Below are 16,720 nucleotides of genomic sequence, written 5' to 3'. Positions count from 1 at the left end.
ACGACAGCATGCGCAAGGACACTGGCCAGGTCTTCCGTATCGAGGACTATCGCCCGAGCGACTATCTGATCCCGCGCACCAGCCTCGCCTTCGCGCTCTCGCCGGAAGCGACTGTCGTCACCGCCGTGCTCGACATCGAGCGACGCCAGGGCATCGCGCCGGGCACTCCGCTCGTTCTGGATGGCGACGAACTCACGCTCGTCAGCGTCGCGATCGACGGAAAGCCGTTGGCCGATGACGCGTTCAGTTCCGATCCCCAGCACCTGACGATCGCGAACCCGCCGCATGACGAAGCCTTCCAACTGACGATCGTGACGCGCATCGATCCGTCGCGCAACGGAACGCTCATGGGGCTGTTCCGCACCAACGGCGTCTATTGCACGCAGTGCGAGCCGGAAGGCTTTCGCCGCATCACCTATTTCACCGACCGGCCCGACATGCTCTCGGTCTACACGGTGCGCATCGAGGCCGAGCGGGCGCAGGCGCCGCTGCTTTTGTCGAACGGCAATCTCGTCGAGCAAGGCGACCTGGCCGGTGGCCGTCACTTCGTCGTCTGGCACGATCCGTTTCCCAAGCCATCCTATCTTTTCGCGCTGGTGGCTGGTGATCTCGCCGGTCTCCACGATGAATTCACGACGGCGTCCGGCCGCAAGGTCGCCCTCGGCATCTATGTCGAGCATGGCAAGCAGGATCGCGCGGCCTATGCGATGGACGCGCTCAAGCGCTCCATGAGCTGGGATGAAGAGGTGTTCGGCCTCGAATACGATCTCGACGTATTCAACATCGTCGCCGTGTCCGACTTCAACATGGGCGCGATGGAGAACAAGGGCCTCAACATCTTCAACGATAAATACGTTCTTGCCGACGAGGCGACGGCGACGGATGCGGATTTCGCCAATATCGAGGCGATCATCGCGCATGAGTATTTCCACAATTGGACAGGCAACAGAATCACTTGCCGCGACTGGTTCCAGCTCTGCCTGAAGGAAGGCCTGACCGTTTTTCGCGATCATGAATTCTCGGCGGACCAGCGGTCTCGCGCGGTCAAGCGCATCGCCGAAGTGCGCACCTTGCGGGCACACCAGTTTCCCGAGGACCAGGGCCCGCTGGCGCATCCGGTGCGGCCGCGCCGCTATCGCGAGATCAACAATTTCTACACGGCGACCGTCTACGAAAAGGGTTCGGAGGTGGTGCGCATGATCCGCACGATCCTCGGACCGGACGATTTCCGGAAGGGCATGAAGCTCTATATCGAGCGTCATGACGGCGACGCGGCCACGATCGAGGATTTCCTCGCGGCCTTCGAGGACGCGTCGGATCACGATCTGTCGCAGTTCGCGCTCTGGTATCATCAGGCCGGCACGCCGAACCTCACGATCTCGACCGCGCACGATGCGGAGCATCAGGAGTTCCGGATCGAGATCGAGCAGTCCGTGCCGCCGACGCCGTCTGAAAGCCGCAAGCGGCTGATGCACATCCCGCTCGCCTTCGGTCTCGTCGGCGAAGACGGCAGCGATATCACGCCCACTTCCGTCGAGGGTGCGACGGTCGAGAACGGCGTCATCCATGTCCGCAAGCGCCGGCAAATCGTGCGCTTCCAGGGCGTGCGGGAGCGCCCGGTCGTGTCGCTCAATCGCGGCTTCTCCGCCCCGATCACGCTCTCGGTCGAGCAGCGGGCCGACGACCTCCTGTTCCTGGCGCGCCACGACAGCGATCTCGTCTCGCGATGGCAGTCGCTCTACACGCTGTTCACCGACGCGCTCATCCACGGCTTTCGCAGCGTGCGCGGGCAGAAGGCGCCGGAGTTCCCCACGGGTCTGATCGCGGCGATTGGCGACATCGCATCGGACGAGAGCCTGGAACCCGCCTTCCGCGCGCTCGCGCTGACGCTGCCGGGCGAAGCAGACGTCGCGCGCGATATCGGCACGAACATCGACCCGGACGCGATCCGTGTCAGCCGCGATGCGCTGGCATCGGCAATCGCGAAGGCGAACGGCGAGCGCTTTCAGGCGCTCTATGACGGTTTCGACGGCGGCGGAACGTTCAGCCCGGATGCCGACAGTGCGGGCAAGCGCGCGCTTCGCAACGTGTTGCTCGATTATCTGGCCGTCGGTGCGGAGGATCCGTCGCTTGCCGCGCGCCAGTTCGATCAGGCCACCAACATGACCGACAAGGCGGCCGCGATGACGGTGCTTGCGCATCGTTTCCCCGGCCATGCGCGCACGACCGACGCGCTGGCCGCGTTCGAGACGCAGTACGGCCACGATCCGCTCGTCATGGACAAATGGTATCAGACGCAGGCGACGATACCGGGTGCCGACGCGGTCGATCGCGTCAAGGCGCTGATGACGCATCAGGGTTTCTCGCTGTCGAACCCGAACCGCGTGCGCGCGCTGATCGGAACGTTCTCGACGCTGAACCAGACCGGCTTCCACCGCGCCGACGGGGCCGGCTACACGTTCTTCGCGGAGACGGTTCTGGAAATCGAGAAGCGGAACCCGCAGCTCGCCGCACGGCTGGCCACGGCGATGCGCTCATGGCGCTCGTTGGAGCCGACGCGCCAGGCGGCGGCACGCGAGGCGCTGCTCACGATCGCAGCCCCCGACGATTTGTCGAGCGACCTGCGCGACATCATCGAACGGACATTGGCTTGAGGGAGCGGGGCGAAACCGTCCTGCCTCGGCGCGCAAGCGCCTCATTTTCGTCTCTTCGGCAACGATTCTTAAACTTTTACGAATCACCCCACTAGACAGCGCGAATCACCTCTGATTCTTTAGGGCAGATTCGGGCGTGCGGCGTTACCGGATCACCAGAGGGACAGGATCGGGGAGCCATTCGATGGCAAAGGCGGACGCGTGGAGCGCGCCCGAGGGCAGTTTTTATGCCCGACATACGGCGGCACGACGCGCCAGTTCCGGCCTGACCGGCCATGCGCGCATGATTGCCGCGCCGGCCTACAAGCGCCTTCTCGCAGCGGAGCCAATTCTGCGCAGCCTGATCCCGTTCCTGATCATCGTTTTTCTCGTCGTGATCGCCGGCACGCGCTGCCTGTCCTTGATGACGCATCACGAGGAAGTCGAGCGCTCGGCGAAGGGGCTGCTCGGGCTCGCGGCGGGCCAGATGGGCTATGCCCTCACGGCCGCCCAAAGCGACGGGCCGCTCGACGCCGCCGCATTCGACGCGCTCATCGAAGACATCGCGACCCAGGGCTCGATCGGCAACCGCCACGCGCTGATGATCACCGACGACAGTTTCGTGGTGAAGGCCGCGACGCAGTCCGGCTCGCCATGGATCGGCCGCCAGCTCGAAAGCTTCATCGGCGGCGGGCAGCCGCTGTTCCTGTTCGGCAACCGCGCCGGGGTGATGGAAGTGCGGATCGCGGACGAGGTCTGGTACGCCGCGATGGGCATCGCGGACGGCCGCCAGGGTGCGGCGATCGCGATGATCGCGCAGGATGCGGTGTTCGCGGACTGGCGCAAATCGGTGACGCTGAACGTCACGCTCTTCGCCGCCACGGCAGCCGTTCTGCTGGTCATCCTCTATGCCTATTTCGGCCAGGCCGCGCGGGCGCAGGCTGCCGACAGGCTCTATCTGGAGGCGCACAACCGCGTCGATCTCGCTCTGGTGCGCGGGCGATGCGGGCTGTGGGACTGGGACATGGTTCGCGGCAGGATGTACTGGTCGCGCTCCATGTACGACATGCTCGGCTATGAAGCGTCGGAGGCCATGCTGTCCTTCGGCTCAGTCTCCGAGATCATCCATCCCGACGATGCCGATCTCTTCGAACTCGCCAACCGCATCGTCTCGCGCGAAGTCGACCAGATCGACCGCATCTTCCGCATGCGGCACGCCGACGGACAGTGGGTCTGGATCCGCGCGAAGGCGCAAGTGAGCGATCCCGACGCGCCTGAAATCCACCTCATCGGCATCGCCGTCGACATCACCGAGCAGCGCACGCTCGCCCAGCGTTCCGAAACCGCCGACATGCGGCTTCGCACCGCGATCGAGAACATCTCGGAATCCTTCGTTCTGTGGGATTCCGCACAATGCCTGGTGATGTGCAATTCCAAGTACCAGCAGGATAACGGCCTGCCGGACCACGACATCGTCCCCGGCACGCCGCGCGACCTGATCGAAAAGCGCATGACGGCGCTTCTCCATGAGCGCCGCCTTGCCAATTCCAGCGGCCACAGCGGTGCCGCGACCTATGAGCGGCAACTGGCGGACGGGCGCTGGCTGCAGGTGAACGAACTCAAGACCCGCGATGGCGGTCTGGTGTCCGTGGGCGCCGACATCACGCAGTTGAAGCAGCATCAGGAAAAGCTGGTCGACAGCGAGCGCCGCCTGATGGCGACCATCCACGACCTCAGCCTGGCCCGGAAGGCCGAGGGCGAGCGCACGACCGAACTGGTCGACCTCAACCGCAAATACATGAAGGAAACCGAACGCGCGGAAGCGGCCAATCGCGCGAAGTCCGAGTTCCTCGCCAACATGTCACACGAACTGCGCACGCCGCTCAACGCGATCATCGGCTTCTCGGAGATGATGCAGACCGCCTTGTTCGGTCCTCTCGGCGCGCCGAAATACGACGAGTACGTCAAGGACATCCATTCGAGCGGCACCTATCTGCTGGGCGTCATCAACGACATTCTCGATATGTCGAAGATCGAGGCGGGCCAGTTCTCGATCGAGCGTGAGGGGATCGATCTCTTCCCCCTCATCAGCGAGACGGTGCGGGTCGTCGCCCTACAGGCGGCAGAGAAGTCGATCACGCTCGACACCAAGATTTCGAATTCGATGGTGCTGTTCGCCGACCGGCGCGCGATCAAGCAGATCGTCATCAATCTCCTGTCGAACGCGGTGAAATTCACGGGACATGGCGGCCACATATCGCTGCGCGCGCGCAAGGTGTCCGGTGCGATCATGCTGTCGATCGAGGATACGGGCTGCGGCATTCCCAAGGATGCGCTGCGCAATCTCGGACGCCCGTTCGAGCAGGTTCAGAACCAGTTTTCCAAGAACCACACCGGCTCGGGCCTCGGTCTCGCGATCTCGCGTTCGCTTGCCGAGCTGCATGGCGGTGCGCTGAAAATCCGCTCCACCGAGGGCGTCGGCACGATCGTCTCGGTGCGCATCCCGATCCGCGAGCAGCTCAAGAGAGCGGCATAACTCAGCCGAGTCCCTTCCCCAGCAGCGCGCCGAAATGCTTTTCGACGCGCTTCGATGTCTCCTTGATATGCGCTTCCAGCACCGGGAGCTCCGGCAGATCGGTGCTTCTCAGGAGGAGATCGGCAAGGCCGGGCGGAACATCCTCCGGCTCAAACGGCCCGGTGAGGCAGAGCCGCATGATCTGCGTGAGCGTCAGATAGAGCTCGTAGGCCGCCTCCAGTTCCTCGCGCGCCTGCGCATCGCAGAAGCCGGGCGTGAGCCGCGACAGCGCATCGCCCGTCGAGGTCGGCGGCCATGTGTCCGGTTCGATGTTGCCGGTCAGGCGCGCGCATTGCGCGATGAATTCGAGGTCGATCTGACCGCCCTTGATGAGCTTGAGGTCCCAGATGTTCCGGGGCGGCTTTTCCTCGGCGATCGTGCCGCGCATGTCGACGGCATCGCGCAGGATTTTCGCGGTGTCGCCATCCTGCGCAAGCACCGTCTCGACATCCTGCGTCACGACCTCGCAAAACGCCGGATCACCGGCGACCGGACGCGCACGCGTCAGCGCCATGTGCTCCCACGTCCACGCCTCCTCGCGCTGGTACTTGCGGAACGAGTCGATATGCGTCGCCACCGGTCCCTTGTTGCCTGACGGACGAAGCCGCAAATCGAGTTCGTAGAGCACACCCTCCGCTGTCGGAGCCGAAACGGCCGCGATGAGGCGCTGGGTCAGCCGCGCATAATAGTGCGACGGCGCGAGCCCCTTCTCGCCATCGGATTCGTCTGCTTCCGGATCGTGATCGTAGAGCAGGATCAGATCGACGTCGGAGCCGGCGGTCAGTTCGCGGCTGCCGAGCTTGCCCATGCCGAGAATCGCGACCCTGCCGCCGGCCACATGGCCGTGGCGCACGGCAAACTCCGCCATCACCGCGTCGAGCGCTGCGCCGATCGTCAGGTCGGCGAGATCGGAGAACGCCTTGCCGGCGCGCACGGCGTCGATCGCGCCGGTCAGCAGGCGAACGCCGATGAGGAATTTTTGCTCGGCGGCGAAGATGCGCAGCCGGTCAAGCCGTTCCTCGTGAAGCTCCGCGCCTTGCAGGAACGCCTCCAGCCGCGCCGCGAGATAGGCCTTGTTCGGCAGTTCCGACATCAGGCCGGGATCAAGCAACCCGTCGAAGACATGGGCACGGCGCGTGATGATCGCGGCCAGTCTCGGGGCAGCGCCCATGATCGTCGCCAGCAGATTGAGCAGCGCCGGATTGGACTGGAGCAGCGAGAACAACTGGATGCCGGCGGGCAGGCCGCCGAGAAACTCGTCGAAACGCAGCAGCGCCTCGTCGGCGCGGCGTGTCCTGCCGAACGCTTCCAAGAGCGCCGGCGTCAGTTCCGTCAGGCGTTCGCGCGCCTCGGCGGACTGCGTCGCGCGGTAGCGGCCGAAATGCCAGGTGCGGATCACGCGGCAGATGTCGCTCGGCCGCTCAAATCCCATGTTGTGGAGTGTTTCGAGGGTGCCGGGATCGTCGACATCGCCGGTGAAGACGAGGTTTCCGACCCCGCTGGATAGCTGCGGCGCGGTCTCGAAGAGTGCCGCGTAGTGTCCCTCGACGAGATGCAGGGCTTCGCGAAACGACTTCGAAAACGCCGCGCCATTCTCGAAGCCCAGCATCGCCGCTATGCGCTCGATGCCTTCGTCATCCTCGGGCAGATTGTGCGTCTGCTCGTCGGCCACCATCTGGATGGCATGCTCGACGTCGCGCAGGAACCAGTACTGGTGCGACAGCGCATCGCGCGCCTCGTCCGAAATCCAGTTGCGCGCAGCCAGCATCGTCAGCATCGCGACCGTCTCGCGGCCGCGCAATTCGTGGAATCGCCCGCCGGCGATCAGTTGCTGCGTCTGGACGAAGAATTCGATCTCGCGGATGCCGCCACGGCCAAGCTTGACGTTGTGGCCCTTGACCGCGATCTCGCCATGCCCCCGGTGCGCGTGGATCTGGCGCTTGATGGAATGGACGTCGGCGATTGCCGCGAAGTCCATGTATTTGCGCCAGACATAGGGCGTCAGTTCCTTGAGGAACGCCGTCCCGGCCTTGATGTCGCCTGCCACCGGGCGCGCCTTGATCATGGCGGCGCGCTCCCAGTTCTGGCCTCGGCTTTCGTAGTAATGCAGTGCCGAATCGACGGAGATGGCGAGCGGCGTCGAACCCGGATCGGGGCGCAGCCGCAGGTCTGTGCGGAAGACGTAGCCGTGCTCGGTGCGATCCTGAAGGATGCGCACGAGCCTGCGCGTGAGCCGCGCGAAGATATCCGTCGCGTCCATCGGATCGATGATCGCCGGTGCCTGCGGATCGAAGAAGACGATCAGGTCGATGTCGGACGAGTAGTTGAGCTCGCGCGCGCCGAGCTTGCCCATGCCGATGACGATCCAGCCCGATCCGATCGACGGCTCGTCCGGGTCAGGCAGCTTCAGCTTGCCGCTCTCGTGGGCATCGCGCAGCAGGAACGCGACAGCAGTCGATGTGCAGGCATCCGCCAGCGCGCTCAGCCGACGTACAGTCTTCTGAGCGTCCGCCTCGCCGGCGAGGTCGCCCAGCGCGATCAGGAAATGCGCCTCGCCTTTCAGCAGGCGCAGATCGCGCATCAGCGCGGCTTCGGTCAGGCCCTCGCTTTTCCAGCACACGCCGATGCGCTCGATCAGCGCATCGATATGGGCGTCGAGCGGCGTATCGAACAGGGCTTCCAGTGCCCGGACATTGCGCCGCGCCGCATCCCGAAGAAACGGGGACAGGTCGAAGACCGCACCGAGAAAGCCGGTGAGAGGCGTATCGCCGGCTGCCAGCTTTGCAAGGCGCGAACAGCCCGCCTCCTCCGCCGTTTCCGCCAAATCCGCGAGTTCAGCCTTCGCATTCGCGGCATCGAGCGGACGCAAAGGCGCTGCCGGGACGCCGAACCAAAGCCGTCCGCTTGCCAGCGCTTCGGCATCCTTTTTGCTCATATGTCCGAATCGCTCCCCGGAAAGACCATCTTCACCGATAGTCCGGGGTTTCGTCCGGTCAATTCAAGCCTGCCGCCGTGAAATTCCATCACCGCCTTCGCGAGGCTGAGGCCGAGGCCCGAGCCCGGCTGCGAGCGGCTCTGCTCGAGCCTGACGAACCGTTCCGTCGCGCGGTCGCGGTCCTCGTCCGGGATGCCGGGGCCATTGTCGCCCACTTCGAGCACGAAGCCGCCGGCCTCGTGGCGTCCCAGCGAGACGATCACGCGCGGCGCGTCATTCGTGCCGGCTGAGTATTTGATGGCGTTGTCGACCACGTTGGACAGGGCCTGCCCGACCAGTTCGCGATTGGCGTTGACAGTCACGACGCCTTCGATCGCGGCTTCCAGCACGACACCGACATCTTCCGCCACCGGCTCGTAAAGATCGACGACGTCGGCCACGATGGCGGCCAGGTCGACCGGCGACGTCTGCTCCGCCGAATAGCCCGCTTCGAGGCGCGATATCATCAGAATGGCGTTGAAGGTGCGGATCAAATGGTCGGATTCCGCGATCGTCGCCTCCAGCGCCTCGCGATATTCCGCGCTTTTCGGCTTGCCCGCCAGCGCCGCTTCCGCGCGGTTGCGCAGCCGCGTCAATGGCGTCTTCAGATCGTGCGCGATGTTGTCCGAGACCTGTTTCAGCCCGTCATTGAGCCGGGCGATACGCGCCAGCATGACGTTCAGATTTTCGGACAGGCGGTCGAATTCGTCGCCGGAATCGCTGACCGGCAGGCGCCCGCTCAGATCCCCGCCCATGATGCGGCGGCTGGCTTCGGACACGCTGTCGATGCGCTTGAGGGCGCTACGGCCGACGAAATACCAGATGAGCAGCGCGCCGATGCCCATCATGCCGAAGGCGACCGTGAGGGAGCGCCGCACGATGACGCGGATTTGCTCGGGCTCGCCCAGATCGCGTCCGACGAGCAGGATCATCTGGTTCGGAAGGCGAAGCACCAGCGCCACCGCCTCGTGATCGCTGGTCGGGGGCGCCACCGTCTCGTTTTCGGCGGGCTCTGCGTCCGCGCGACGCGCGCCCTCTCCCTCGCCGTAGCGACGATAGCTGAACGGGCGCTCGGTCCAGCCGTCGATCTCCAGCACGCCGGGGGCGAGGCTTTCGACATTGCCGGACAGGATGCGGCCGTTCGGGTCGGCGATGAGGTAGAGATTTGCGCCGGGCTGGCGCGACCGTGTGCCGACGAACCGCACCAGCAACTGCAGCCCGCCGCGCTGGTAGGCCCGCCCCAGGACCTGCACCTCCGCAGCGATCGTCTCCTGCGTCTGCGAGGTCAGCATGCGCACGGACAACGACGTCATGTAGAAGACGAGGACCGTGGCGCAGAGCGCGAACAGGATCAGAAACAGCGCCGAAAGCCGCGCCGCGGTCGTCTTCATGATGGCGGGCATCGCCAGAGCCATCAGCCCGCCTTGAGCATGTAGCCAGCGCCGCGGACCGTGTGCAGGACCGGCGTCTCGAAGCCCTTCTCGATCTTGGAGCGAAGCCGCGAGACGTGTACGTCGATCACGTTGGTCTGGGGGTCGAAGTGGTAGTCCCAGACATTCTCCAAAAGCATCGTGCGTGTCACGACCTGACCCGCGTGGCGCATCAGATATTCGAGCAGACGGAACTCGCGGGGCTGGAGCAGCACCTCCTTGCCGGCGCGTTTCACCGTGTGGGACAGGCGGTCCAGTTCGAGATCGCCGGCGCGGTAGACGGTCTCGACATCCTTCGAGCCGGTGCGGCGGTTCAGCACCTCGATGCGCGCGAGAAGTTCGGTGAAGGCATAGGGCTTGGTCAGATAGTCGTCGCCGCCAGCCCGCAGTCCGGTGACGCGATCGTCCACCTCGCCCAGCGCCGACAGGATGAGCACCGGCGTGTCGTTGCCGCGCGCCCGCAGACCCGCGATCACCGACAAGCCGTCACGTTTGGGCAGCATGCGATCGACGATCAGCACGTCGTAGCTGCCGTCGCCGGCAAGCGCGAAACCGGTTTCGCCGTCACCGGCGACATGCGCGTTGTGCCCGGCTTCGCCCAGCGCCTTCTCGAGATACTCAGCGGCCTCGCGGTCGTCTTCTATGACTAGAATCTTCATGGTCATGCTTATACGCGAAAACGAGACATGGCGGGATGGCGTGTGCGGACACGGTAACGGCGGCAGCCGATGAAAGCCGCCGCCGCACGAACCGTCAGCAAAACCTTACGCAACCGAACGGCTCAAAGGCCGTCAGGTCAGCTACGCGCCACAGGCAGTGCGACGAAGCGGTTCGCATCGTCACGCGTCACCTGGACGAGGACGGCCTTGCGGCCTGCCTTGGCGGCATCGGCCACGACCTTGGCGACGTCGTCGGCACTGGCAACCGCAGTCGAGTTGATCGAGACGATCACGTCACCTGCCTGGAGCCCGCGTTCGGCTGCGGGGCTTCCCGATGCGACATCCGTGACCACCAGCCCATTGCCGTCATCGGCGCGGGTGACGGTCAGGCCGAAATCCTCAAGCGAGGTGTCGGTGCCTTCGGGCGCCGGAGCTTGCAGCGCCGCCTGGTTCTGCTCGCCGGGAAGCTCGCCCAACTGAACGCTGACCGTCTCCTCGGCACCGCCACGCCACAACGTCACGTCGATCTTCGTGTCGGGCGCATAACCCGCCACCAGTCGGGCCAGTTCACGCGGGGATGCGACAGGGCGATCGTTCACCGCCGTGATCACGTCGCCTGCCTTGACGCCGGCTTCGATCGCGGGACCGTCAGCCTGCGACTCGGTCACCAGCGCACCCCGGGTTCCTTCCATGCCGATCGACTCGGCGATATCGGCGGTGACGGGCTGGATCTGCACACCCAGCCAGCCGCGCAGCACGGCACCGTTCTCGACGAGATTGCCGACCACTTCCTTGGCGGTCGACGCCGGGATCGCGAAGGCGATGCCGACATTGCCGCCCGATGGCGAGAAGATCGCGGTGTTGATGCCGACCACTTCGCCCGCCAGGTTGAAGGCCGGACCGCCGGAATTACCGCGGTTCACCGCCGCGTCGATCTGGATGAAGTCGTCATAGGGCCCGGCACCGATGTCGCGGCCACGGGCCGAAACGATGCCTGCCGTCACCGTGCCGCCAAGGCCGAACGGATTGCCGACGGCGACGACCCAGTCGCCAACGCGGACCTGGCTGTCTTCCGCAAACGCCACATAGGTAAAATCGCGGTCTTCATCGACCTTCAGGACGGCGAGATCGGTGCGGGGATCGGTGCCGACCAGCTTCGCCTCGAGCTCGGAGCCGTCATCCATGACGACGACGAAGGATGCGCCGCCTTCGACCACGTGGTTGTTGGTGACCAGATAGCCGTCTTCGGAGATGAAGAAGCCCGAACCCTGCGAGACCGGACGGGCACGGTCGCGATCGCCGCGGCCTTCCCGGTTGCCGAATCGGCGCTCACCGCGGAAATCCCTGCCACCACCATCTCCACGGAACTCACGGAAGAAGCGCTGCAACGGATGATCCTGCGGCAGGTCCTCGAAGCCGGGCATTCCGAAATTGTCGCCGCCGCGATCGGATGCGGGCTCGATCTTGGCCTGAACGCGTACGCTGACAACCGCAGGCGAAACCTTCTCGACGACATCGGCGAAGCCGGTTGCCTGAACGCCTTCCACCTTCACCGCGTCGGCAAGGACAGGTGCTGTGCCGGATGTGACCGCGCCAAAGCCGATCGCGCCTGCGATGGCGACGGAGGCGGCGGCAGCAAGGAGACGGCTCCGGGTCTTGGAGGTGGACTTGATCTCGTTGTTCATGTCTCTGAAATCCTTGTGAAAATTCTCACAGGACGCGACAATCCGCGTCTTCGGACCCAGAGATAGGCTCCCAAACCTTACGGCGCCATGTCCGCCACATGAAACTTTGGTAATCTTCGGAAGGCCCTAGCGCAGGCGGCTTTACCTGCGATCGACATCCTTGAGGACATCCGAAAGCCGACGCTCCTCGTCGGGCGTCAGGGCAACCGGTGTCGCCGGCTTGCGCGCGGATGCACGCGCAACCAGGAAGCCGCCGCCGATCAGAAGCAGCACGATCGGCGTCGACCACAAAAGCGCGTTGCGGATGGTGAAGCGCGGCTGGAGCAGCACGAACTCGCCATAGCGCGAGACGACATAGTCCATGACCTGGCTGTCCGTCTCGCCCGCGAGAAGCCGCTCGCGGACCAGGACGCGCAGGTCGCGCGCGAGCTCGGCATCGGATTCGTCGATCGACTGGTTCTGGCAGACCATGCAGCGCAGGCCGGACGAGAGGGTGCGCGCCCGCGCTTCCAGTGCCGGATCGTCCAGCACTTCCGATGGCTGGACCGCCAGCGCCTGCCCGGCAAGGCCAAGCTGCAGAAATGCCGCCAGGGCGATGGCCGTGCTGCGCCCGCGCCTCATTCGGCGGGTTCCATCACGGCCACCTTGCGTCGCGCGGACGGGGCGCCGACGCGCAGACGACGGTCGAGCAGCGACAGCACGCCGCCTGCCATCATCGCGACGCCGCCAAACCAGATCAGAAGCACGAGCGGTTTCCACCAGACGCGGACGACCACGCCACCATCGGCAGTCGCATCGCCGAGCGACACGTAGAGCTGGCTCAGGCCGCGCGTCGCGATGCCCGCTTCGGTGGTCGGCATCTGCCTGGCGGTGTAGAGCCGCTTTGACGAAATCACCTGCCCGAGTTCACGGCCAGCATCGTTGAAATAGGTGAAGCGGCCCTGGTCTTCGGTGAAATTCGGTCCCTGATGCGGCGCGATGCCGTCATAGCGCAGCGTGTATCCCGCGATCGGCAGCGTCTCGCCGACACGCATGATCACGATGCGCTCCACCTCAAGCGTCGCGACCGCCACGATGCCGAGCGTCGTGAGACCGAGGCCCATATGAGCCAGCGCCGTGCCGTAGACCGAACGGGGCAGCCCGGCAAAGCGCCGCCACGCGACTTTCGGCGCAACGCTGCCGATACCTGCCTTCAAGGCAAGATCGGTCAGAGCGCCCAGCACCAGCCAGACCGCAAGGCCGATCCCGAGCGCGCCAAACACGCCTGCTCCATCGACAAAGACATAGGCGACGAGGATCGCCAGCAGCGCGCCCGCAAACGCGGCGTAGAGGCGTTGCGACACGGCATAGAGATCGCCGCGCTTCCAGGCCATTTGGGGACCGAACGGCACGGCCAGCAGCAGCGGCACGATCAACGGCCCGAAGGTCAGGTTGAAGAACGGGGCACCGACCGAAATCTTGTCGCCTGTCACGGCCTCGACGAGCAGCGGGTAGAGCGTGCCGATCAAAACCGTCGCGGTCGCGGTCGTCAGGAACAGGTTGTTGAGGACCAGCGCTCCCTCGCGCGAGACCGGCTGGAACAGCCCGCCCGGCGTCAAGGACGATGCGCGAAACGCAAACAGCGCCAGCGCGCCGCCGATGAAGAGCATGAGGATGATCAGAATGAAGAGCCCGCGCGCCGGGTCGGTGGCGAAGGCGTGCACCGAGGTCAGCACACCCGAACGCACGAGGAACGTTCCGAGCAGCGACAGCGAGAAGGTCAGGATCGCCAGCAGCAGCGTCCAGATTTTCAACGCCGAGCGCTTTTCCATGACGATCGCGGAATGCAGAAGCGCCGTTCCCGACAGCCATGGCAGGAAGGATGCGTTCTCGACGGGATCCCAGAACCAGTACCCGCCCCAGCCCAGCTCGTAATAGGCCCAGTAGGAACCCATCGCGATGCCGCCGGTCAGGAACACCCAGGCGGCGAGCGTCCATGGGCGCACCCAGCGCGCCCAGGCGGCATCGATACGACCCTCGATGAGGGCTGCAACAGCGAAGGAAAAACAGACGGAAAAGCCGACATAACCGAGATAAAGCAGCGGTGGATGGATCGCGAGGCCGATGTCCTGGAGGATCGGGTTGAGGTCGCGACCCTCCATCGGCGCGGGGTTGATCCGCGCAAACGGGTTCGAGGTCACGAGCACAAAAAGCAGGAACGCGGCGCCGATCAAGCCTTGCACGGACAGCACGTTCGCGCGCAGCGTGGCCGGCAGATTGCCGCCGAAGATCGCCACCAATGCGCCGAACCCGCTGAGGATCAGCACCCACAGCAGCATCGAGCCTTCGTGGTTTCCCCAGACGCCCGTGATCTTGTAAAGCATCGGCTTCAGCGAATGGGAATTCTCCCACACATTCGCCACCGAGAAATCCGACTGCACATAGGCCGCGGTCAGCGCCGCAAAGGCGAGTGCGGTCAGCGCAAATCCCGTGAGCGACACAGGCCCGGCAACCGACATGAGGCGCGTATCGCCGGTGCGCGTGCCGACCAGCGGCACCACGAATTGCACCAACGCCAGCGCGAAGGCCAGCACCAGCGCGAAATGTCCCGTCTCGACGGTCATCGCGGCGCGCTCATGCGCATCAGTCTTCCTCCTGCCAGACGCCGCTCGCCTTCAGGCTGTCGGCGATTTCCTTCGGCATGTAGTTCTCATCGTGCTTGGCAAGCACGCTGTCGGCCAGGAAGACACCATCGTCACCGAAGACGCCTTCCGTCACCACACCCTGCTCCTCACGAAACAGGTCGGGCAAGATACCGTTGTAGCGTACGCTCACCGATTGCAGGTTGTCCGTCACGCCGAACGCGACCGACGTTCCCTCGCCGCGCACCACCGTACCGGCTTCGACAAGCCCGCCGAGCCTGATGCGTTGACCGGGCTCGAGCTCTGCATTGGCGATGTCGGCCGGCATGAAGAAGTATGACGTCCTCTGTCCGAGCGCATAGAGCGTCAGGCTCGATGCCATCGCGAGGAACACCATCGCACCGCCGATCACCGATAGTCGCTTCTGCTTGCGGGTCATCGCTCCCAGCCTATTCCTGTATGCTCACGCCACGCGCCGCCGCAAAGGCCGCGAGCGTCGCTGCCTGCTCGCTGTCCCTGCCGAGCGCGTCGGTCCCGCGCGCCAGCGCATCGAGCGCATCGTCCGGCCGATCCAGAACCAGATAGGACTGTACCAGTCTTTGCCACCCTTCGAGATCCCCCGGATTGTCGCGCAGGCGCTGATCGAGCGTGGCAACCATCGTTTCGATCATGGCCGCGCGATCGGCACTGGACATTTCCGCCGCTGCTTCGACGTCTGCACTGCTTGGGCCGGCTGCTGTCGGCTGCGCATCAAGCGCGGCAAGCGCCTGTGAGACGGCACCCCGCCATGGCGAATCCGGTTCAAGCCCATCGAGCATGGTGCGAAGGGACACCGCAGCATCGTCCCGTCGCCCCTCCTGCGCAAGTCCTGTCGCAAGCAGGAAGCTCGCCTTCGGGTTTCCCGGCTCGACCTCCAGCGCCCGTTCGAACGCCGCCTGCGCATCGGTTGAAACCAGACCGCCCGACGCGGCGACGATCGCCTCGCCATGGCCGGCCTCGCGCGCACCGGTCGATCCCAGCAGCCTGATGGCGTTCACGTAGGCGACCGACGCTTCATCGTAGCGGCCCATGCGATAGTAGATCGGTGCAAGAACGTCCCAGCCACGGCCATCCTCGGGATTGGCGGCAAGATGACCTTCCGCCCGCGACACGAGTTCAGCCAGCGAACTGTCGTCCGGGCTTTGCTCAAGCCGCGCCTGAAGGGGTTGGTTCGGCAGGTCCGGCGAGCCCGTCCAGGCATAGATGCCCCAACTCGCAAGTGGCACCAGCAATATGGCCGCGGTCGCGACGGCGCGACTTGCACGCGTGCTGTCATCGGCTTGATGACCCGAGGCCGCGGCTGCGATCTTGAGGATGCGCCGGCCGATCTCGGCCCGTGCCTGTGCGGCCTCTTCCGGCTCGATCACGCCGCGCGCCATGTCGCGCTCAACCTCGTTGAGCTGGTCCTGATACACTTCGAGATCGAAAGCGGCGTCGGCTGCACGTACGCCGCGCTGCCGCACGATCGGCAGCAACACCGCAAGGCACGCACACAGCGTCAGGAGTGCAGCAATGATCCAAAACAGCATGCTGATCTCAATAACGCCCGCGATCCGTCATGCCAATGACGGTCGAGTGCGGCTTTTTGACGATTTTCTTGGCTGGAACGCGGATTTCCGGTCAGACCAGAGGGGTCCAGCTACCGTCTGCATTGCGGCAGGCTGTGCCGCGCGCGGACTGCGCCTGGCCGCTGATCGTCACCGTGTGGGTGTATTGCCTGCAATCCTGCGAGCCGACGCGGTACGGCGAGCCGGCGACGACCTCGCCCGTTCGGCGCGCGCCACGCTCACCCCAGGCAACGGCCTGACCGGCTGGCGTGTATTCGAGCGCGCGGTATTCCGCTTCCAGCGCACGGCGGCGATCGCGTTGTCCGAGATTCGAGCCCAGCGTTCCGCCGATGAGGCCGCCCGCCATCGCGTCGACGATGGACGTCGCAAGCGGCGCTTCGGCCGGCCTGCTATCCGGCGCGAACGCCTGCATCGCCGACCCGGTCCCGGTCATGCTGGTGGTCGAGCACGCCGATAGCACAACCGACAATGCCGCAATCGTGACTTTCCAGAGCATGTCTCGTCGACCTTTCCGAACGCATTCCAGACAGTTGGGC

Annotated in this window: 11 protein-coding genes; 2 read left to right on the top strand and 9 right to left on the bottom strand. The window is 65.0% G+C overall.

The window, feature by feature from the left end; translation table 11 throughout:
* Positions 1 to 8 precede the first annotated feature (8 nt).
* Positions 9 to 2,654 carry an aminopeptidase N gene (gene pepN, locus AAFN55_RS07965; RefSeq protein ID WP_347798318.1) on the top strand — a complete coding sequence of 882 codons (2,646 nt, stop codon included), beginning with the start codon at positions 9 to 11 and terminating at the stop codon, positions 2,652 to 2,654.
* A gap of 184 nt (positions 2,655 to 2,838) precedes the next feature.
* Complete coding sequence (locus AAFN55_RS07960; protein WP_347798317.1) at positions 2,839 to 5,169, top strand: ATP-binding protein; 2,331 nt, start codon at positions 2,839 to 2,841, stop codon at positions 5,167 to 5,169.
* A 1-nt stretch (position 5,170) separates the two neighbouring features.
* On the opposite strand, the gene AAFN55_RS07955 is transcribed toward AAFN55_RS07960, so the two are convergent.
* From AAFN55_RS07955 to AAFN55_RS07915, 9 genes are all read right to left on the bottom strand, one after another.
* Entirely contained in the window at positions 5,171 to 8,143 is a 2,973-nt protein-coding gene (locus AAFN55_RS07955) for a bifunctional [glutamine synthetase] adenylyltransferase/[glutamine synthetase]-adenylyl-L-tyrosine phosphorylase (protein WP_347798316.1), read from the bottom strand.
* Positions 8,140 to 9,597, bottom strand: coding sequence for a HAMP domain-containing sensor histidine kinase (locus tag AAFN55_RS07950; protein WP_347798315.1), 1,458 nt, complete (start codon positions 9,595 to 9,597; stop codon positions 8,140 to 8,142). Before AAFN55_RS07950 ends, AAFN55_RS07955 begins: the two co-directional genes overlap by 4 nt.
* Positions 9,597 to 10,271, bottom strand: coding sequence for a response regulator transcription factor (locus AAFN55_RS07945; protein ID WP_347798314.1), 675 nt, complete (start codon positions 10,269 to 10,271; stop codon positions 9,597 to 9,599). The genes AAFN55_RS07950 and AAFN55_RS07945 overlap by 1 nt, the downstream gene beginning before the upstream one ends.
* Positions 10,272 to 10,408: 137 nt before the next feature.
* The gene (locus tag AAFN55_RS07940; RefSeq protein ID WP_347798313.1) at positions 10,409 to 11,956 is read right to left on the bottom strand and encodes a Do family serine endopeptidase; all 1,548 of its coding nucleotides are present in this window, start codon (positions 11,954 to 11,956) and stop codon (positions 10,409 to 10,411) included.
* A gap of 141 nt (positions 11,957 to 12,097) precedes the next feature.
* Positions 12,098 to 12,577, bottom strand: coding sequence for a cytochrome c-type biogenesis protein (locus tag AAFN55_RS07935; protein WP_347798312.1), 480 nt, complete (start codon positions 12,575 to 12,577; stop codon positions 12,098 to 12,100).
* Positions 12,574 to 14,559, bottom strand: coding sequence for a heme lyase CcmF/NrfE family subunit (locus AAFN55_RS07930; protein ID WP_347798311.1), 1,986 nt, complete (start codon positions 14,557 to 14,559; stop codon positions 12,574 to 12,576). Before AAFN55_RS07930 ends, AAFN55_RS07935 begins: the two co-directional genes overlap by 4 nt.
* A 19-nt stretch (positions 14,560 to 14,578) precedes the next feature.
* Positions 14,579 to 15,016, bottom strand: a complete 438-nt coding sequence (ccmE, locus tag AAFN55_RS07925) for a cytochrome c maturation protein CcmE (RefSeq protein WP_347798310.1) — start codon at positions 15,014 to 15,016, stop codon at positions 14,579 to 14,581.
* Between the two features lie 10 nt (positions 15,017 to 15,026).
* The gene (ccmI, locus tag AAFN55_RS07920) at positions 15,027 to 16,145 is read right to left on the bottom strand and encodes a c-type cytochrome biogenesis protein CcmI (protein WP_347798309.1); all 1,119 of its coding nucleotides are present in this window, start codon (positions 16,143 to 16,145) and stop codon (positions 15,027 to 15,029) included.
* A 91-nt stretch (positions 16,146 to 16,236) separates the two neighbouring features.
* Positions 16,237 to 16,680, bottom strand: a complete 444-nt coding sequence (locus tag AAFN55_RS07915; RefSeq protein ID WP_347798308.1) for a hypothetical protein — start codon at positions 16,678 to 16,680, stop codon at positions 16,237 to 16,239.
* Positions 16,681 to 16,720: the final 40 nt, after the last annotated feature.

The sequence above is a fragment of the Mesorhizobium sp. CAU 1732 genome (genome assembly GCF_039888675.1).
Lineage (GTDB): Bacteria > Pseudomonadota > Alphaproteobacteria > Rhizobiales > Rhizobiaceae > Aerobium.
The sequence above is the reverse complement of the archived record's forward strand: the minus strand, read 5'-3'. Positions and strand labels throughout refer to the sequence as shown.